Source organism: Actinopolyspora biskrensis (assembly GCF_013408175.1).
GTDB classification, from domain to species: domain Bacteria; phylum Actinomycetota; class Actinomycetes; order Mycobacteriales; family Pseudonocardiaceae; genus Actinopolyspora; species Actinopolyspora biskrensis.
Genome location: NZ_JACBYW010000004.1, coordinates 88,257 through 106,141 on the forward strand (window position 1 = coordinate 88,257; position 17,885 = coordinate 106,141).

At 68.5% G+C, this 17,885-nt stretch carries 18 protein-coding genes; 12 read left to right on the forward strand and 6 right to left on the reverse strand.

All coding sequences use genetic code 11. From position 1 onward, the window contains the following. Positions 1–106: 106 nt before the first annotated feature. From FHR84_RS11525 to FHR84_RS11535, 3 genes are all read left to right on the forward strand, one after another. Entirely contained in the window at positions 107–610 is a 504-nt protein-coding gene (locus tag FHR84_RS11525) for a GNAT family N-acetyltransferase (RefSeq protein ID WP_179535497.1), read from the forward strand. 99 nt (positions 611–709) lie between these two features. Next, a complete protein-coding gene (locus FHR84_RS11530; protein ID WP_179535498.1) occupies positions 710–1,651 on the forward strand; it encodes a threonine/serine dehydratase in 942 nt (313 codons plus the stop codon). 155 nt (positions 1,652–1,806) lie between these two features. Next, positions 1,807–2,286 (forward strand): hypothetical protein, encoded by a 480-nt coding sequence (locus tag FHR84_RS11535; RefSeq protein WP_179535499.1) that lies wholly within the window; start codon positions 1,807–1,809, stop codon positions 2,284–2,286. Positions 2,287–2,383: 97 nt separating this feature from the next. On the opposite strand, the gene FHR84_RS11540 is transcribed toward FHR84_RS11535, so the two are convergent. The 3 genes from FHR84_RS11540 to FHR84_RS11550 all read right to left on the reverse strand — a co-directional run bounded on the left by FHR84_RS11540 (position 2,384) and on the right by FHR84_RS11550 (position 5,138). Beyond that, positions 2,384–3,325, reverse strand: coding sequence for an alpha/beta hydrolase (locus tag FHR84_RS11540; protein WP_179535500.1), 942 nt, complete (start codon positions 3,323–3,325; stop codon positions 2,384–2,386). 279 nt (positions 3,326–3,604) lie between these two features. After that, positions 3,605–4,174 carry an STM3941 family protein gene (locus tag FHR84_RS11545; RefSeq protein WP_179535501.1) on the reverse strand — a complete coding sequence of 190 codons (570 nt, stop codon included), beginning with the start codon at positions 4,172–4,174 and terminating at the stop codon, positions 3,605–3,607. Positions 4,175–4,472: 298 nt separating this feature from the next. Further along, positions 4,473–5,138: a TetR/AcrR family transcriptional regulator gene (locus tag FHR84_RS11550; RefSeq protein ID WP_179535502.1), complete on the reverse strand. Its 666-nt coding sequence runs from the start codon at positions 5,136–5,138 to the stop codon at positions 4,473–4,475. Positions 5,139–5,534: 396 nt separating this feature from the next. Between FHR84_RS11550 and FHR84_RS11555 the strand changes: the two genes are divergently transcribed. Continuing rightward, complete coding sequence (locus tag FHR84_RS11555) at positions 5,535–5,909, forward strand: hypothetical protein (RefSeq protein WP_179535503.1); 375 nt, start codon at positions 5,535–5,537, stop codon at positions 5,907–5,909. Positions 5,910–6,157: 248 nt separating this feature from the next. Further along, a complete protein-coding gene (locus FHR84_RS11560; RefSeq protein WP_179535504.1) occupies positions 6,158–7,165 on the forward strand; it encodes a hypothetical protein in 1,008 nt (335 codons plus the stop codon). Positions 7,166–7,398: 233 nt separating this feature from the next. Here the strand turns inward: FHR84_RS11560 and FHR84_RS11565 are convergent, their stop codons facing one another. Together FHR84_RS11565 and FHR84_RS22420 are read right to left on the reverse strand one after the other, a co-directional pair. Continuing rightward, entirely contained in the window at positions 7,399–8,034 is a 636-nt protein-coding gene (locus tag FHR84_RS11565) for a phosphatase PAP2 family protein (protein ID WP_179535505.1), read from the reverse strand. Positions 8,035–8,124: 90 nt separating this feature from the next. Further along, entirely contained in the window at positions 8,125–8,322 is a 198-nt protein-coding gene (locus FHR84_RS22420) for a DUF397 domain-containing protein (protein ID WP_179535506.1), read from the reverse strand. Between the two features lie 422 nt (positions 8,323–8,744). On the opposite strand from FHR84_RS22420, the gene FHR84_RS11575 reads away from it, so the two are divergent. Both FHR84_RS11575 and FHR84_RS11580 read left to right on the forward strand, forming a co-directional pair. Then, positions 8,745–9,797, forward strand: coding sequence for a hypothetical protein (locus FHR84_RS11575; RefSeq protein WP_179535507.1), 1,053 nt, complete (start codon positions 8,745–8,747; stop codon positions 9,795–9,797). A 116-nt stretch (positions 9,798–9,913) separates the two neighbouring features. Continuing rightward, entirely contained in the window at positions 9,914–10,177 is a 264-nt protein-coding gene (locus tag FHR84_RS11580; RefSeq protein WP_179535508.1) for a GlsB/YeaQ/YmgE family stress response membrane protein, read from the forward strand. A 49-nt stretch (positions 10,178–10,226) separates the two neighbouring features. Here the strand turns inward: FHR84_RS11580 and FHR84_RS11585 are convergent, their stop codons facing one another. Then, positions 10,227–11,108 carry a spermidine synthase gene (locus tag FHR84_RS11585; protein ID WP_179535509.1) on the reverse strand — a complete coding sequence of 294 codons (882 nt, stop codon included), beginning with the start codon at positions 11,106–11,108 and terminating at the stop codon, positions 10,227–10,229. A gap of 275 nt (positions 11,109–11,383) precedes the next feature. On the opposite strand from FHR84_RS11585, the gene FHR84_RS11590 reads away from it, so the two are divergent. The 5 genes from FHR84_RS11590 to ectB all read left to right on the forward strand — a co-directional run bounded on the left by FHR84_RS11590 (position 11,384) and on the right by ectB (position 17,778). Then, on the forward strand, positions 11,384–12,979 hold the full coding sequence (locus tag FHR84_RS11590) for a CocE/NonD family hydrolase (RefSeq protein ID WP_179535510.1): 1,596 nt from the start codon (positions 11,384–11,386) through the stop codon (positions 12,977–12,979). A gap of 223 nt (positions 12,980–13,202) precedes the next feature. After that, positions 13,203–14,114 (forward strand): SAM-dependent methyltransferase, encoded by a 912-nt coding sequence (locus FHR84_RS11595; RefSeq protein ID WP_218862762.1) that lies wholly within the window; start codon positions 13,203–13,205, stop codon positions 14,112–14,114. A gap of 410 nt (positions 14,115–14,524) precedes the next feature. Then, complete coding sequence (locus tag FHR84_RS11600) at positions 14,525–15,265, forward strand: S1 family peptidase (protein WP_179535512.1); 741 nt, start codon at positions 14,525–14,527, stop codon at positions 15,263–15,265. A gap of 545 nt (positions 15,266–15,810) precedes the next feature. Next, positions 15,811–16,416: a diaminobutyrate acetyltransferase gene (ectA, locus tag FHR84_RS11605; protein ID WP_179535513.1), complete on the forward strand. Its 606-nt coding sequence runs from the start codon at positions 15,811–15,813 to the stop codon at positions 16,414–16,416. A 114-nt stretch (positions 16,417–16,530) separates the two neighbouring features. Next, the gene (gene ectB / locus FHR84_RS11610) at positions 16,531–17,778 is read left to right on the forward strand and encodes a diaminobutyrate--2-oxoglutarate transaminase (RefSeq protein ID WP_179535514.1); all 1,248 of its coding nucleotides are present in this window, start codon (positions 16,531–16,533) and stop codon (positions 17,776–17,778) included. Positions 17,779–17,885 lie beyond the last annotated feature (107 nt).

Here is a 17,885-nt window from a genome sequence, read left to right on the forward strand (position 1 = left end):
AGCGCGCTCGGTTCGTCGTCTCGTCGGTGGCGCTGCTCGTGGTCGTCGGGTTCTGCGGGCCCCGACGACGTGCTCCGGACCGCCCCGCTTGGCTAACCTGTGCCGCATGGTCGACGCGCTTCCTCGCCGGGTCGGGACCGCCACACCCGATCAGGTGCCTTCGATCCACCGGCTGCGCAGGGATCTCGAGGAGTGGCTGCACGCGAAGGGGGTCCGGCAGTGGCCGCGCGGTGAGGTGAGCCGGGAGGACGTGGCCGTCCAGGTCGGTCGCGGCGAGTGGCGCTGCGCGTACATGCCGGGCGTCGGCCTGGCCGCGGCGATGCGGCTGTTGTGGTCCGACCCCGAGTTCTGGGGCGCGGACGCCACGCCCGCGGTGTACGTGCACGGGCTCATGGTCGACCGCCGCGCCGCAGGAACGGGACTGGGAGAGTACATGTTGGACTGTGCTGCTGAGATCGGACGTGCCGCGGGAGCGGAGGTCCTCCGGCTCGACTGCGTCGAGTCCAACCACGTGCTGCGCGCGTTCTACACCGGCCAGGGCCTCAGCGAGGTCGGTCGGTGCGACTTCCGGAACCTCTTCAGCGTGACCCTGTTCGAGAAGGAGCTCTGACCGCACCGGGTGGCGGTCCTGCCGCACCCGGTGGGAAAAGGTCCCGGGCGGTGGTGGAACCGTTGGCGCGGGCGCGCTCGAGCCGGGCAGACTGGCCGCATGGTCACTCGTTCCGATGTCGAAGCTGCGCAGCAGCGCATCTCCGGCCACATCAGGCGTACCCCGGTGCTCGAACTCCCTCCGGGAACCGTCGCCGGGGCGGCGAAGGTCTGGCTGAAGCTGGAGCAGTTGCAGCTCACCGGCTCGTTCAAGGCCCGGGGTGCGTTCAACCGCGTCGTGTCCGGGATCGCCGCCGGACAAGCCGACGATGTCGGTGTGGTGGCGGCCTCCGGTGGCAACGCCGGGCTGGCCGTGGCGTGCGCGGCCACGCGGTGGAACCTGCCCGCGCGGGTGTACGTGCCGGAGACCGCCCCCGAGGTGAAGGTGGCCAAGCTGGAGAAGCTCGGTGCGGAGGTGGTGCGCACCGGCCGGAAGTACGCGGAGGCCTACGAGGCCGCGGTGGCCGACGCGTCCGAGTCGGGCGCGCTGTTCTGCCACGCCTACGACCAGCCCGAGATCTGCGCGGGCCAGGGCACGCTGGGCACGGAACTTCTCGAGCAGACCGGTGGGGAGCTGGACACGATCCTGCTCGCCGTCGGAGGGGGCGGTTTGATGGCCGGTGTCGCCGCAGCCACCGAGTCGTCCGCCCGGGTGGTGGGCGTCGAGCCCCGCACCATCCCGACCCTCGGTTCCGCCCTGGAAGCGGGCGGACCGGTCGAAGTGGACGTTTCCGGGGTGGCCGCCGACTCGCTCGGTGCTTCCCGGATCGGCGGGATCGCCCACGAGGTGGCCGTGCGCACCGGGGTGGAGTCGGTGCTGGTCGAGGACTCCGACATCGTCGCGGCCCGCGAGCACCTGTGGAGCGAGTACCGCCTCGTGGTCGAACACGGCACGGCGTCGGCGATGGCGGCGCTGCTGTCCGGTGCCTACCGGCCGTCCGAGGGCGAGCGGGTGGCCGTGGTGCTGTGCGGGGCCAACACCGACCTCGCCGACCTGGGGTGATCCGCGCGGGAGCCGCTCCCCGCTGTACGTCTCCTGAGCGCACCGACTACGGTTCCCGGCTGCCTCGACAACGTCGGTGCCGGGATCGGAGCCGGTCACCGCACCGGTGCCGGGGCCGGGGGAACGGCAGCCGATGACCGGGGGGGAGCGCACCCGTGACACAACGAACGGACTCCTGGGAGCACGGAGCCGGGTCCTCCGTCCTCGCGGCGCTGCTCGCGGTCCCCGGAATCATCGCCCACGGGGCCTGGATGCTCGCGTCGTTCGAGGAGTGGCACTACGGCGTCGAACCGCTCGAGGCGATCGGGGGCCTCGGCAACCTCCTGGTCGTGGTGCTTCTCGGGGCGGGCACGGTCGTGCTGCTGCTGCGCCGTCGCATCGGACGCTGGATGGTGACCGCGGGCGCGGCAGGGGGCCTCGTGATGATAGTCGGGGGTATCGCGCTCATGCTGGTGATCCTCGTGCGGACCGAGGACGGTTCCACCGCGGGATTCCTGAAGCTGGGGATCACCTTCTTGTCCCCCGCGCTGTGCGGTCCGGTCCTCGCGCTCGTGCTCGTGCTGTCGCCGAGAACGGGTGAGTGGCTCCGCCGGAGAAACGGCGTTCCCGCCGAAGCGGAGCACGGCCGGGGCTGACGCCGCTCGGGAAGGCCGGTGCCGGGCGGGCGCCGCTCGGGGCCCGCGGTCGACGGCGCTCACATCGCCCGCCCCGGCGGTCGTACCCGGCAGCTCATCAGGAGTCCTGCCCGGTGAGGTGCCCGTCGACGGTCTCGGCGATGTAGTCCAACCCCGCCGCGCTTCCGGGCAGCACGCCGATCATGGGCAGGAATCCGTGGGTCTGCCCCTCGAAGCGGCGCTCGTGCACGCGAACCCCGGCCGCGCGGAGTCGTTCCGCGTAGGCTTCACCCTCGTCGCGCAGCACGTCGTGCTCGGCGGTCAGCACCACGGTTTCGGGCAGCCCGGACAGGTCGTCGGCACGCAGCGGGGACGCTTCCGGGGCGAGCCGGTCCTGCGGTTCGGGGACGTAGTGGTCCCAGAACCAGGTCATGCCTTCCCTGGTCAGCACCAGTTGGTTGCGTGGGTCGGTGTAGGAGCCGGTGTCGAAGTCGCAGTCGGTGACCGGGTAGATCAGGATCTGCATGGAAGGCAGGGGGCCACCACTGGCCGCCGCCCGCCGACTGATCACGGCGGCCAGGTTTCCGCCCGCGCTGTCGCCGGCCACCAGCAGCGGAACCGGGCCGCCGGGAAGCTCCTCCCGCTCGCGGTCCGCCCAGCGCAGCGCGGCCCAGCAGTCCTCGACGGCGGCCGGGTGGCGGTGTTCCGGGGCGAGCCGGTACTCCACCATGGCCACCGAGCATCCGGTGCGCGCGGCCAGCGTGCGTCCGAGCTCGTCGAACTCGGCTGTGCTTCCGAGCACCCAGCCGCCGCCGTGGTAGTAGACGAGGACGCCGCGTGGTGACCCGGTGGGATGCAGCATCCGCACCGGGATCGTGCCGTCGTCGGTGGGCACGTCGACCAGATCCACCCGGTGCATCTCCGGGGGCGGGGGGTCGGTCGAGGCGAGCTGTCCGCTCATGGCCTCGCGCGCTTCGGTAGCGGTCAACTCCTGCAGCGGTTTCGCGTCGCTCGCGGCCATCCGGGTCAGCAGCGCGCTGGTCGCTTCGTCGAGAGCCAAGGCGAACAACTCCTCGGTGAGGGAAGGTCCGGACAGGACTGTCCACCGTGCTTCGAACAGCACGGGGTGCTTCGAGCAACGGTCGGTGCCGGGGAGGTATTCCGCGGCGGGGCGCGTTGTTCGTCCGGGGAGCCGGGGCAGCGCATCCACGACCGTGTGGAGCCCTTCCGGCGGAGCGGGGACCGGCCGCCGTTACCCGATGTCGGGGCACCCGCTCACGATCCCGTGAGAGGTTCCGCTCGGCCACCACACACGACCGAGGGAGAGCGGAAGAATCAGTCAGACCCCGCGCGGGGCCTTGTCCGCGGCGAGCCGGATCTCGGCGGCGAGCTGCGGCACCGGCATGGCCACCGTGGTCTGCGAGATGTTGACCGGCGTTCCGGTCATCCTGGTGCTGGTGCGCAGCAGCAGGCCCTTGAAACCGGTCATGCGGCCCAGCACCTTGCCGGGGTCGACGAGCACGACGCTCAGCACGCGCTGCGTGCCGTCGGTGTCGGCCACGGCTCCGGCGACGTCGTGCCAGCCGATGAAGCCGACGCTGGTCAGCGAGGCGTGATCGCGCAGCCCGGCGTTGTCCAGCAGCACCACCGGTTTCGGCCTGAACAGTCGTAACGCGCCGTAGACCAGGAACGTCCCGAAGAACACGATTCCCGCGGCACCGAGCGCCAGGAAAAGCCCCGCTCGAGGGGCCGAGCGCATCGCGGTGACGGCCTCGTAGCACATGATCAGGCCGAACAGGATGAACACCAGCGCGCCCAGCGTCATCAGCACCAGGCGGGTCCGGTTCGGATAGACCGCCAGCAGGTATCCCGGTTCTCCGGGACGTCCGGTTCGCTGGACCGTGCTCATCTGTTCCTCCTCGTCCGCCGTTTCTCGAGCCGGGAACCGGCATGCGGCTCGGCACTTCCGAGGCGCTGAGCCTGCCACCCCCGGAAGTGGGACGTTTCGGCCGGGAGCGTGAAACGCGTTTTCACCCGGTCGTGTCCGAAGACACTCCGGTGATCCCCGGGGCGGGGAGGTGAGGTCCGGTCGCGGGGGCGGTTCGGGTGGTGTCGGTGCCTGCTTCAGCGTGGCCGGGAGCGGAAGTGTCCCACCAGTAGTCGACACGGCGGGAAAGCATCGGTCCGGTCACGCCGAGGGGGGAGCGCTACCCGGAACGCGGCTGTGCCAGGGTTTCTTCGGTGAACCGGGTTCCCGTGATGCTGTTGAACATCCGGAGGAACGTCTCGAAGAGGTGGGTCTCCTCCTCGGCGTCGTGGTCGCGGCTGAAAAGCATGTAGCAGGACCGCTCCATCATCCAGCACAGGGCCAGCAGTTCCGCGCGGGGATCGTCCTCGCGCACGGGCAATCCGCTCCGGCGGTCCCGCTCCAGCGCCGAGGCCTGCAGCTCGACGCTGTGCTCCATGTACTCCCGCCACACGCGCCGGTAGTACGAGTTGTGGGTGACCAGCTCCATGACGCCGGACAGCACTCCGCTGTGGGTGCTCCAGGTCGCGAACAGTATGCGCAGGACGCTGGGCAAGGCCGCCGTGAACCCGTTCTCGGCCAGCAGCTGCTCGTGCTCGCGCATCATGGGCCCGACCACGATCTCGACCGTGGCGGCGATGAGGGATTCCTTGCTGTCGAAGTAGAAGTACACGGTGGACCGGGACAAACCGGCCTCGGCCGCGATCGCTCCGACGGTCAGCTGCGAGGGCAGTTTGTGCTGGAGCAGGCGCCGGGCCGACTCCAGCAGCTCGTGTTCCTGCCTCTCACCGCGGCTGACGCGCGGACGGTTCCGGGAACGAGGCGACGGCCACTCGGTGTAGTTCATGCCCGCAAGCGTATGAGATTCCCGCCGGAACACATGAACCCTATTGCACTCGACACTGTGTTTAGTATGATCGACACGGTGTCGATCAACTGGCGGGGAAGCAGGGAGTAGCCGTGTAAAACCTGGAGTCGGATGCTTTTTCTCGGTGCGTTTGTGCGCGCGCTTCGGTGTTTGTTTCCGCGCCGGTCGGGTCACGTCGATGCGCGGTGATAGAGTGCCGTGTTTCACGGCTGGTTGGATATCGTCAAGGGGGACAGCCGTGTTCGTCGCTCAGGGGCGCCGATCCGTGTCCGAAATTCGACCGGGAAAATGGGTACAAACTCGTCCTCGCGTTTCGGCACGGGCTAAGAGCTCCATTGACAATGGAGACATCCTCGGGTTCGGAAAGGTGTTATCGTGAGACTGAGGGCTTTTTTGATTTCCGCGCTGAGCGTTCTGGGGCTCTTCGCGGCTGCCTTGCCCGCCCAGGCTAGTACCCAAATATGTACAGACGAAGCATACTGTGCCGGGCAGGCGAAGTTCGTTTCGAAGGGCGAGCACCTGAAGGCGAACGACAACCGCGGAGATGGGCACGGCGTCTACGTGAAATACTACAGATGGGACGTCGACACCTGGGGGGAATTCACCCAGAGGGGTGGGTCCAACTCCGGTTGGAAAGACCACAACATGAGCATGAAGGAAGGGGCGAAGATCAAGTACAGAGTATGTCTCATCGACGGTAGCGATGTGAAGTACTTCACCTGTAGCGACTACGTTGTCGACTATGCCTGATCTCGAGAAATAAAACAAAAAGTGCGTGCCCGGTTTTCGGCGTCGGCGAAAACCGGGCACGCCTTCATCTCTGTTCGAGGTGCTCGCGGTCGAATCGTGGAAGCGTGTTTCCGGGGGAGGACGGTGTGATCAGACGGCGGCGGACGGAACGGCGCGTGCGGGGGGTGGCCGGACATGCTCGGCGTTCCGCGAGGGAATCGCCGACAGCGGGCGCGGGGGGATCCTCTCCGGAGGGTGATCGCCCGACGGTGTGGTGGCGGCTGCGGCGGGTGTGGGTCGCGATCGGCTCGATCCTGGCCGCAGCGGGCGCGCTGGCCGGGATCCTGTCGCTGGTCGAGGCTCGGCAGGCCAACGAGGTGGCCACCACCCCGGATCTGCGGGTTGCCGAACACCGGGTGACGACCAAGGGTGATGTGGAGAGAACTCGGGAAAACCCCGAGACCGGTATGCATGAGACGGACCGCGTCGATGCCGCCGCGGTCGACGTGGTGCTGGAGAACCGGGGCGAGCAGCCCGCGCTGGTCACCGAGATCGAACTCGTGGTCCACTCCGCACAACGGCTGCACGCGTGCCAAGCCTCCGGACCGATCAACGTGACCACCGCCTATGACATCCGCGTTCCGCGTGAGCTGCAGTCCCGGACGGTGCGCAAGTCCGTGCTGTACAACCTCGACGGCAAATCCAAGGAGCGCGTGCTGCTCAGCATCGGTCCCGGCGGAGATGAAGGAACGACCGGCTGGGGGACGATTTACACCGTCGATGTGCGGCTGAAGCAGGACTCCGGAAACGTGTTGACCATCCCGGACCTGGTGCTGATGCAACCTTGGCGGAATTCCGGCACCGTCAGCGATGTCGTCTCGGCAACTCTCGGCGAGTCCGGGTATTCGGGGTACGAGGAGTGCGCGGCCGAGAACATGCGCACCCTCGAACGAGCCGTCGAGCGGCCGGGCACCCACTCGCCGAAGATGATCGAACTCTACGACCGGTTGCGTGCGGCCGGTGCGGCCGGAGCCGTCGACGGGATCTGGGGCGCCGCATTGAGCACGTTGCCCGCCGACGTTCCGAGCTACCGGTATGTCCGGCGCCTCGAGGAGAAGCTCGACGCCACGGTGTCACAACGATCCACCGCCCGCGGCACCATTCTGTACCACCCCGGCCCGTTCGATGGTCCCGAGCAGGCCCGCGCCTGGTGCCGCGAGCACGGGCTCGCCGACTCCGAGATGTGCCGACCCCGGTATTTCACCCCCGCCGAGTGAGCTCGTGCTATGTCGCCCCAGTTCCGCGACGGTGTGGAGACTGCCCGATGCTCCAGCGCGAGCTACGCGGAGAATTATTACCCGGTAAAAGGAGGCCGATGCGCGCCATGCTCACCGGTGGGGCGGCGGACTGGACGAGCCCCGGGGGCGCAGTTTTGCCCATAACCGGAAGGGGAGCGCGACGTGACGCTCCGGCCGCACGGGCCGGGAAAAGCGTCGGCTGCGACGCCGGTTCACCACGGCCCCGGGGTGGCGTTGCCGATCAACAGCGCGAAGCACCCGCCACCGACGAGCGCTCCGGTCAGCGCGCCGCCCACGACCTGCGCGGGGGTGTGGTCCCGGACGGCCACCCGGGACCAGGAGACGGCTGCCACCGCGACCACCAGCAGCCACCAGAGCACTCCGTAGGTCAGGGCCAGCACGACCGTGGCTCCGGCGGCCACGGCCGAGTGCACGGAGACCTTCCAGAAGATCGTGATCGCTCCGGTGACGAACAGGCTCAGGATCATGCCGAGGTCCAGTGCGACCAGTGGCCACGGAGCGCCTGCTGAGATCAGTACGGCCAGCCCGAGCAGGCTGAGCACGATCAGCGTGAGGAAGGGGACGAGCCGCCCGCGGCGGTCCCGCACGTGATGCCCGTCCCACCGCCCGGTCCGGCTGCCCCAGACGATGACCCCCATCGGCAGCACGCTGCTGGTCAGCGCGACCACCGAGCTCCACAGGACGGTCGGGAGCACCGCCCCGGTGGCCTGCCAGGCCACCGCCAGCGGCAGCACGACGACGATCACCGAGGGTGCCAGCGCCTCGTTCAGCAGGCGGGCCGTCGCCGTTCTCCAGTCCCGTCGCGGGGTCGAGGTGCGGGTGCTCATGGCTCTCTTCCGTCGGACCGGTGCTCTTTCGGACGTGGAACGTCGAACCCTACCGGAGAACCGGGGCGGGACCGTCCGCTGCGGGAGTGGTCAGTCGAAGCGGTCAGCCTCGAGAGCTGGCACGGAGGTCCGCCACTGCCGCTCGGTGGTGGTGAGGTAACCGGCCGCGCGGTCCTTGGTGTCACGCACGGCCGCTCCGTCGCAGATCCGGCCGACCTCGACGCGGGTGCTCGTGTTCGCGCTTCGATCGGATTTGCGCCAACCGTGGGGATTCTGCGGTGGTGTCACGAGGATGGATCCAGCTCCTTGGCGGCCTCTGCGATGGGCCTCTGCGACTCCTGCGGACTCATGGCTGCTTCCGGTCGGCGCGTGTCGGCTTCGCCCGCACCGGGCTCCGGTGCCTGCCCAACCCGGTTCCCTCCGTTCCGCCTTCGCCGTGGTGCGATCACGCCCGGCAGGGGCACGCGCACATCGGCCGCACGGTCCCGGGCGCGTCCACGGACGCGGACCAGGACGCACCCCCGGAGCGAGCGGTCGAGCGAGCTGCCCCGAGTCGCCGCGCACCACCAAAAGTCGTTGCTAGTGTCCTCGCCCGTGGCACAGCGGAACAGCCGACCGGCCGAGGGAACACTCCACTCCGGACGAACGATCGTGACGGGCTCCGAGCCCGGCGGCGATTCCGGCGGCGAACCGAATGGGCGGGCTGCGTCGTGAAACCGGCCGACCGGTCCTTCCTGCTGCGCTTCCGCGAAGCCCCGGCCTCGCTGGAACACGAGATCCGCACCACCGCCCGAGCGCTCGGAGCGATCTCGGTGTTGCTGGCCGTGCTCACGGGAATTCTCGTCCCCGTGCTGTGGGGCACGGCCAACTTCGTGCTGATGGTGGAAAGTCTGGGCGCCCTGGTACTGCTCCTCTCCGGGAGCGTGCTGCTGGGAGCGCCGTCATGCCTGGCGCGTGGGTACCTGACCCTCGCGCTGACCGAGCGGATCCGGCGGATCACGCTGTTCTGCTGGATCCTGACCGTCGTGCTCGCGGTGCTCGTCCTGACCGTCGTCCTCGGTCGGCCGGCCCCGCCGGCGGAGAGCTCGCCCGCGGCTCTGGTCCTCGTCCTGCTGCTCGCCGCGGCCGCGCCGGTGTCGGCCGGTTTCGGCCACTTCGGGACACGACGGCTGTTCCCGCACCACCGGAACGCTTCAGCGCCACCGCACGCACCGGCGAGCTCCGGCACGGTGCCCGGGAAAGTCGTCGAGTTCCCGAACTTCGTCAGCCTGTCCGCGCGGGAGACGCGCCGGTTGCGCAAGGCTTCCACCTGGCTGGGCGGCGTTTCCGTCGTGCTGTCCGGTGCGAACGCGCTCGCGCTGCCGGTGCTGGCCTACTGGCTGCCCACCGGCCCCTACGCGTTCACCTCCAGCGCGGTGCTCTACGCGGTCATGACGGCGATGATGGCGCTGTACAGCGCGATCATGGTGCTGACCGGGCGCGGCTGCGTGGCCACCGGTCGGCTGGACGTGCCGAGATCCACCGTCAGACGAGGGATCCTGCTGACCCCGCTGATCTTAACCGCGATCATGGCGTCGTCCTGCTACGCGATGCTGACGGCGAACGTGGATCCGCCCTCGCAGGCCGTGTTCGGCTACACCGCGCTGCTGTTCGTGGCGGTGCTCCTCGCGGGGGTCGACTACTTCGTGGGCCGTGCGCTGTTCCCATCCGCCGCCACTCTGCTGCGCAGGTTCGGTCCGCCGCCGCACTGGCCCCGGCGGTGAGCCGCCCGAGGGGCACGTCCGACACGCCGGTATGACGAGGATCTCCGTTTGAAACGCCGCTCTCTGGGGTAAAAGTCGTTCAGGTAGTAGAGCCGACCCACGAAACGGAGTTCACGGTGGGCATTCTCAGCTGGATCCTGTTCGGTTTGATCGCGGGAGCCGTGGCCAAGCTGATCCTGCCGGGCAAAGATCCGGGCGGAATCATCGTCACCATCATCATCGGCATACTCGGCGGGCTGCTCGGCGGCTGGATCGGCAGTTCCTTCTTCGGCTCGGGCGGTGTGTCCGGTTTCAACCTCGCCAGCTTCATCTGGGCCGTGATCGGCTCGCTGATACTGCTGCTGATCTACCGGCTGGTCTTCCACCGCAGCCGGTCCTAGCAGGACCCGGCCGGGGCGGGGCGCTCCCCGCCCCGGCCGTCAGCGATCGTCAGCGCAGGGCCAACGGTGGGTACGTGGCCCCGCGCAGCTCCGCGGCGTCGATGGTTCGCGGCGCGCGGGCGAGTTCGGGCAGCCGTTCCCGCATCAGCCGAACCGGTTCGTCGAGTTCGGCGGGCGTGGCGAGCATGATCGCCGCCCAGGGGTGTTCGGTGGAACGGAAGAAGACCCTGGTTCCGAAGGTGTTCCCGAGCTGTGTCCACGGGCGACGCAGGCTCTCCGCGGTTTCGGCCGTGGGGAAGCTCAGGTGGGACCTGCTGACGTGGGTGCTGAGCACCCCGCCCGGCGTCAGCAGTTTCCGGTAGGTGGTGAAGAACCCCTGCCCGTACATCGCGTTGTGGCCCGCGGCCGGGTTCTCGTCCTCCTCCGGCAGGTCGAGCACGATCACGTCGTAGCGGTCGCCCCGGCGCAGCGCCTCTGTGACGAAGTCGGCCCCGTCGGCGTAGTGCAGTCGAACGACGCCTTCGCCGCGCTCGGCTCTCTTCAAGTCCTCGGGGGTGTAGCCGTAGGGCAGGTGGTCCGCGCACAGGCGCACGCACTCGGGGTCGATGTCCACGTGGTCGACGTGCTCGGTGCCGAGCTCGGCCGCTATGAGCGGGACGGTGCCCTCGCTGCACCCGATGACCAGAATGCTGCGCACGTGCTCGGCCAGCAGCACGGCGGGGATCAACTCGGCCTCGTGGAAGATCAGCTGGCCGTTCTCGGCGCTCTGCGGGTTGTCGTCGCAGAACAGTGTGACGCCGAGACGGGTGTTCGCGATGAGGACCCGTTGGAAGTCGGTGTCGACCGTGCAGTGGACCTCGTGCAGGCGCCACATGTCCACGAGGTCGTCGCGTATGGGCTCACGCAGCCAGGAATCAGTCGTGTTCGCCATTTCACCGCCGTCCGCTCGTCACTACTCGTAGCCGAAAGTCGGTTCGGGGTTACGCCGAGTACAAGCTTACGAGCGTCCGGAAAGGGGGTTGACGGGTGGTTGGCGTTTCCGCGGCCTGCGGGTGAATCGTGTGAGAACCGTTCAACTGTTGCTACTCGCCAGTAGGTGGGGTTTACTGGCTCCCCTGTGTTCTGGATCACTGAACGGCGGGTTTTTCCCGGGGTGCGATCCCGGAGCGGAGCGACCCGCCGCTCCTGCGGAAGGGAGTCGCAACGGTGCGCCGATTACCCGCGCTCGTCACGACCGCGATCACCGCGGTCCTCTGTGGTCAACTGGTGGCTCCCGCGGCCTCGGCCGAGGAGGGCTTCACCGTCCGCGAGGCGAAGATAGCCGGATCGGGTGGAGTTTCGCTGGCCGCCAAGGTCGTCGAACCGGAAGGCGCGGCTCGGGGATCCCGCCCGTTGCTGGTCATGCCGGCCAGCTGGGCGGTGCCGAACATCGAGTACGTGGGTGCGGCCGCCAGGCTGGCCCACGAGTCGGGATACGTGGTCGTCAGCTACACGGCCCGTGGCTTCTACGGCTCCGGAGGAGAGGTCGAGGTCGCGGGCCCCGAGGACGTCGCCGACGCGCGGCGGGTGATCGACTGGGCGGTGGAGCACACCTCGGCGGGGGACGAACACGTCGGCATGGCCGGGATTTCCTACGGTGCAGGGATCAGCGCCCTCACCGCGGCGGAGGACTCCAGAGTGGACGCGGTAGCGGCCATGAGCGGTTGGGCCGACCTCGTCGCCTCGCTCTATCCGAACGAGACCGTCAGCTCTGCGGCCGCCGAGCTGCTGCTCGGCAGCGGGAAGGTCACGGGGCGTCTCGGCACCGACCTGCGTGAACTGGAGCGTGCCTACCGGGAGCACCGCGTCGAGGACGAGCTGCACATGGCCCGCGAGCGGTCCCCGAAGAACCGGATCGACCAGCTCAACGCCAACGGAACCGCGGTGCTGCTGGCCAATGCCTGGCAGGACTCGTTGTTCCCGCCCGGACAGATCACCGACATGTTCGGGCGCTTGAACGGGCCCAAGAGGCTGATGCTCTCCCCGGGGGACCACGCGACCCCCGAACTGTTCGGGGCGGCCGGACTGCCCAACCGCGTCTGGGAGAGGGCGGCTGACTGGTTCGACCAGCACCTGCGTGGAATCGACCGGGGGGTGCCCGACAGCGGGGTGGAGCTCCAACCGCTCAACAGTTCCGAGTGGCACTCGTATTCGAGCTGGGACGCGGCAAGCCGCCGTACCGCGACCCACTACCTGGCCGAACCCCGGAAACGGCATCCCCTCGCCCCCGAAACGGGTGGGCTGCCCACGGGGAAGCAGCCGGCCTGGCAACACCGGATCGAGGCGGGCGACCCGACTCTGGCCAACAGCGGAGTCGTCCTGGTCAGCGGGGCGCTGCAGGGGTTCACCCGGATGCCGGTGGGCGTCGCGACGCCACTGGTGGACCGCGAGGACGCGGCGGTCTGGGCCACCAGGCCCTACTCCGAGGAAGTCGTGGTCAGCGGAACCCCACGGCTGAGCGTGACGGCCACTCCCAGCGCGGAGAGCGTCTCGCTGTTCGCCCACCTCTACGATGTGGGCCCGGCGGGCAGAGGCAGCCTCATAAGCCGTAAGCCGGTTACGTTGCGCAACGGGCAGCCCGGGGTTCAGCGGCTCGTCGAAGTGTCGCTGCGCCCCACTGCCTGGGAGGTTCCGGCCGGGCACCGGCTGGCGCTGGTGATCGACACCGTCGACACCCGGTACCGGGACGAGAGCTCCACGGGTACCGTCACGTTCGGGTCGCCGGAGGGGAGCCCGGCCAGTTTGCGAGTTCCTTTCGGTTGAGGCTTCGGGGCGGCGCCCCCGGCTTTCCCGAAAACAAATCAAGAAAACCCGGTGTTCCGGTCGGTTTTCGGGTGCGCCGCCCCCGGATGTCGGGAATGGGATCGACACGAATTGTGCACGATCGAAAACGCAGCGAGTTATTCTGAGTGGAAGATCGAATTTCTTCTTCCCGTCGGGGTGGCGCTGTTCCGAAATTCCCGTTGTCGGCTGTACCGTGGGCCCCATGACGGATGTTCGTCCTCCCGGGGTCCGAAGCGGTGGTGCCCAGGACGAGCCGCACGGGCGGCCGCTGAACCGCATATCGGGGGGCCTCCACGGCCGGGGGGTGAACATGCAGTGCCCCAGCGCCGCACGCATGTTCGATTATTGTTTGGGGGGAACGGCGAATTTCGCCGTGGACAGGCAGGCGGTGGATCGGTTGCTGCCCGAGGTGCCCGAGATTCAGGTTTATGCCCGCGCCACCCGCGCCTTCCTCGGGCGCGTGATTCGTTTTCTCTGCGACAGGGGAATCGATCAGTTCCTGGATCTGGGGTCGGGAATGCCCACTGTCGGAAACGTGCACGAAATCGTCCGGCGCCGACGTGCCGACGCCCGGGTGGCCTACGTCGACGTGGAGCCCGAGGTGGTGTCCCACTCCAAGGAGCTGCTCCGCGGGACCGAGGGGGTCACGGTCACGCACGCGGACATGCGCGAACCGGAGACGGTGCTGGCCGCGCAGGGGGTGGCCGGACTGCTCGACTTCAGTCGCCCGGTCGCCGTGCTGGCCGTGTCGGTGCTGCCGTACGTCCCCGACGCGGACGACCCGGTGGGGATCATGCGGCGGTACCGGGACAACTGCTCTCCGGGAAGTTACCTGGCGGTCTCGCACGGAACGCCGCTGACGATGTCCGTGGACCAGGTCCGCAGCAGTGAGTACGTCTACCAGAGCACGCACACCCCGTTGGCCATGCGCGGCTCTGAGCGGATCCGCACGTTGCTGCCGGGGTACGAGCTGGTCGATCCGGGGCTGGTTCCGCTGCCGGAGTGGCGGCCGGAACCGGACGTGAACGCGGCGCAGGACAGCACGTACTCGGCGAACGGGCTGGCCGCCGTGGGATACCTGCCGAACGAGATGTTGGACGTGCGGAACGGGTGAGTACGGCCCCGGCCGTGTACTGGCCGCTCGGGAGGACCGGGCGGATGTCTCGGTACCGCCGCGCCGCGGAGACCGTCCCGGAAGTGCCGGACGAGCGCGTCCTGCGGTGTCCCTCCGAGTCCACTCCGGATGGTCGACGTGCCCGGCCCGCGTCGCGCGGGTGGCCGGCCCCGCCGCGTGCCACCGGGCCCGGAGGCGTTCCGCCGGGCGATTCCGGGGCAGTACGCAGTGTTCGCAGTAATCACTCCACAGTGTGCAACCCGATGCCGGGGATGTTCCGTCAGACGGCTTCGTGGCTCCGGTTGGTTGGCGACTAGTGACCAAATAGTTGACCTCCCCACTCTTTCGGGTGATCTTTGGATGCGTTCCGATCACGAAGCGACCGAGTCGCTGTCCAAGAAGGAGCCAGCTTGTCATTAGCGCGTATCGCGTCCCGGGCCGCCGCAGCGGCTCTGATCGCCGTGGGCATCGCCGCTCCGGCGCAGGTTGCCGCTTCGGCTGAGTCCCCCGCGCCGGAACCGATGATCATCGACGGTGACTACGCCACCGACGCCCCGTGGGCCGCCCGGATGTTCGCCGACGGACAGCAGGCGTGCTCCGCCAGTGTGATCGCCCCGAAGTGGGTGCTCACCGCCGAGCACTGCGTCCAGGGGGCCAACCAGGTCAGCTTCCGCGTGGGCAGCCTGGACCAGACCGAGGGCCGTGAGGTCTTCGCCCAGGACAACGGGGTGCACGTCCACCCGAGCGCGGACATCGCCCTGGTCAACATCGCCAGCGAGGCCGACGTCGAGTACGCCCCGCTGGGCAACCCGGGCGACGCCCAGCTCTGGGAGACGGTTCAGACCTACGGCTGGGGTGCCACCTGCACCGACCGCCCCGAGATCGAGTGCCAGTCCCAGCGGCTGAAGGTCGCCGACGTCTCGGTGACCGACACCTCCTGCTCGGACTACCGCGGCGGCACCGCGATCTGCGCCTCCCGCGGTGACGGCATCCCCGCGGGCGGGGACTCCGGCGGCCCGATGTTCGCCAACTCCGCCGACGGTGAGTACGTGCAGGTCGGTGTGGCCTCCACCAGCGACCGCTCCAGCCGCACCGCCTACGTCAACGTCACCCAGTACCGCGACTGGATCGAGTCCTACGCGGGAGTGTGAGCTCCCGGTCCGGGACACGAGCGCGCTGCCGGCGGTTCCTCGATGAGAGGGGCCGAGGGACCGCCGGGCGTGCGGTCCGTCCGGTGCTCCGAACTCCTCCGGCATCCGCCGGGGGTTTTTTCGCGTTCGGCCCCGTGAAACCCGCCCGGATCCCGTCGAGCGGAGCCGAAGAACCTTTCGCGCCGGCCGTGGAGGCGTCGTGATCGCGGAGCTGCGAACACCCGGGCGAATCCGGCGGAAAATTGCGAACCGGCTGATTGTTCACAAAATTCGATATCGGCCGCGCCTTTCTCCCGTGGGCGCGTTTTTGTCGGGGAGTTCGGCCACTGAGCGGGATTGGATCTTCACTCCGGGGTCGTTTCTCCTGCTCAGAGGCTTGATATTTTTTTCGAGGGCGGCGGTGGAGTCCGGCTAGCGGGACGAAAAATCATCCACAACGAAAATGTTGTCCTCCTCACGTGTGTTTTTGTTTTCCGCCTGGTTACGGCCCTCGGGGCATTGATTTTCCTGGCGATTTCGCCGGTCCGTGGTTAGTTTGGTGAAACATGACCGGCGAGAAACCGAGCCATGGCAGCGACGAGCTCGATGGCACGAGTGGGGCAGCCGGGCGGGTGGAGATCGATGCTCCGGCCGTCTCGGACGGCCAGGAAATGTACCGAATCGCCCGTGATTCGGGGGTGCTCGACGTCAACTCCTCCTACGTGTACCTGCTGTGGTGCCGGGACTTCGCGGCTACCTCCCTGGTGGCCCGCTCGGACGGACGAGTGGCCGGTTTCGTGACCGGCTACGTCCGCCCGGACGCCCCGGACACCGTCGTGGTGTGGCAGATCGGCGTGGACGCGGTGCAGCGTGGCCGCCGAATCGCGGCGAGGCTGCTCGAACGGCTGCTGAACGAGGTCCTGCCACGCGGAGTCCGCTACCTGGAAACCACCATCACCGCGGACAACACCGCTTCGATCAACCTCTTCTCGGCGTTGGCACGCGACCGCGGGGCCAGGATCACCACCGGTGAGCTGTTCACCGCGCGGATGTTTCCGGACGCTCACGAAGGAGAGGACCTGTACCGCATCGGCCCGCTGGGCACGGCCGGTGCTTCGTCTGGCGAGTCTCGCCGGTTCTCGTTCGCGGCGAGCGCGCCCGCGAGCCGGTGATCGGCCCGGCCGCGCCGCCGCGAGAACCCAGGCCGCTCGGATGCGGCACTACGCGCACACGACCGGTCCGCGATCGCGTTTCCGAACGCGGGCGGCCGGTTCGAACGGAGGATCGTGAAGGACGTTTTCGCAACCCGGGAGTCCGAGGTACGCAGCTACAGCCGCACCTGGCCCGTGGTGTTCGACAAGGCCCAGGGCAGCTGGTTGTACGACGAGCACGGCAAGGGATACCTGGATTTCTTCGCCGGAGCGGGTGCGCTCAACTACGGGCACAACAACCCGCTGCTGAAACGAAAACTGATCGACTACATCGAACGCGACGGGGTGCACCACGGACTCGACCAGGCCACCTCGGCCAGGGGCGAGTTCCTGCACGCGCTGGACGAGACCCTGCTCGAGCCGCGGGGACTCAACTACAAGGTGCAGTTCCCCGGGCCGACGGGGACCAACTCGGTGGAAGCCGCGTTGAAGCTGGCCCGCAAGATCACCGGGCGTGAGTCGATCATCAGTTTCACCAACGCCTTCCACGGGATGACCCTCGGCTCGCTGTCCGTGACGGGCAACTCGATGAAACGCGGCGGCGCGGGGATCCCCCTGGTGCACGCGACCCCCATGCCGTACGACAACTACTTCGACGGCCAGGTGGACGACTTCCTGTACTTCGAGCGGTTGCTGGCCGACAGCGGCAGCGGGCTCAACGCGCCCGCCGCGGTCATCGTCGAGACGCTCCAGGGCGAGGGCGGCATCAACGACTCGCGCGCCGAGTGGCTGCGCAACCTGTCCGAACTGTGCGAGCGGCACGGCATCCTGCTGATCGTCGACGACGTGCAGATGGGATGCGGCCGGACCGGCCCCTTCTTCAGCTTCGAGCAGGCGGGCATCGAGCCCGACATGGTCTGCCTGTCCAAGTCGATCGGTGGTTACGGCAGCCCGCTGGCGCTGACGCTGATCAAGCCGGAGCACGACGTGTGGGAGCCGGGCGAGCACAACGGCACCTTCCGGGGGAACAACCCGGCCTTCGTCACGGGTGCCGAGGCGCTGCGGCAGTACTGGAGCGACGACGCGCTGCGGGACTCCACGCTGGCCAAGGGTGAGCGGGTCGCCCGCACGCTCCACGAGCTCGGCGCGGAGTACCCCGGGCTGGTCTCCAAGGGGCGCGGCCTCGCCCGCGGGCTCGGCTTCGCCGAGCCCGAGATGGCGGGCAAGGTCTCCAAGGCCGCCTTCGACAGGGGAATGATCCTGGAAACCGCAGGTCCGCAGGACGAAGTGGTCAAGATCATGCCGCCGTTGACGGTGACCGACGAGGAGGTCGAGCAGGGTGTGGAGATCCTGCGGGACTCCGTGCGAGCCGTGTTCGCCTGACAGCGCCCTTCCGCTCCGGCGCGGGAGAGCACCGGTGATCGTGCGGAGGGCGGGCGGCAACGGCTCGCGAGGAGAGACGACGAACGGCGCAACGAAGGGAACAGGCG

Bases quoted from the DNA above. Each gene is read 5' to 3' on its own strand.
- FHR84_RS11525 (WP_179535497.1), top strand. From the start codon at position 107: ATGGTCGACGCGCTTCCTCGCCGGGTCGGGACCGCCACACCCGATCAG.
- FHR84_RS11530 (WP_179535498.1), top strand. From the start codon at position 710: ATGGTCACTCGTTCCGATGTCGAAGCTGCGCAGCAGCGCATCTCCGGC.
- FHR84_RS11545 (WP_179535501.1), bottom strand. From the start codon at position 4,174: ATGAGCACGGTCCAGCGAACCGGACGTCCCGGAGAACCGGGATACCTG.
- FHR84_RS11550 (WP_179535502.1), bottom strand. From the start codon at position 5,138: ATGAACTACACCGAGTGGCCGTCGCCTCGTTCCCGGAACCGTCCGCGC.
- FHR84_RS11565 (WP_179535505.1), bottom strand. From the start codon at position 8,034: ATGAGCACCCGCACCTCGACCCCGCGACGGGACTGGAGAACGGCGACG.
- FHR84_RS11585 (WP_179535509.1), bottom strand. From the start codon at position 11,108: ATGGCGAACACGACTGATTCCTGGCTGCGTGAGCCCATACGCGACGAC.
- FHR84_RS11595 (WP_218862762.1), top strand. From the start codon at position 13,203: ATGACGGATGTTCGTCCTCCCGGGGTCCGAAGCGGTGGTGCCCAGGAC.
- ectA (WP_179535513.1), top strand. From the start codon at position 15,811: ATGACCGGCGAGAAACCGAGCCATGGCAGCGACGAGCTCGATGGCACG.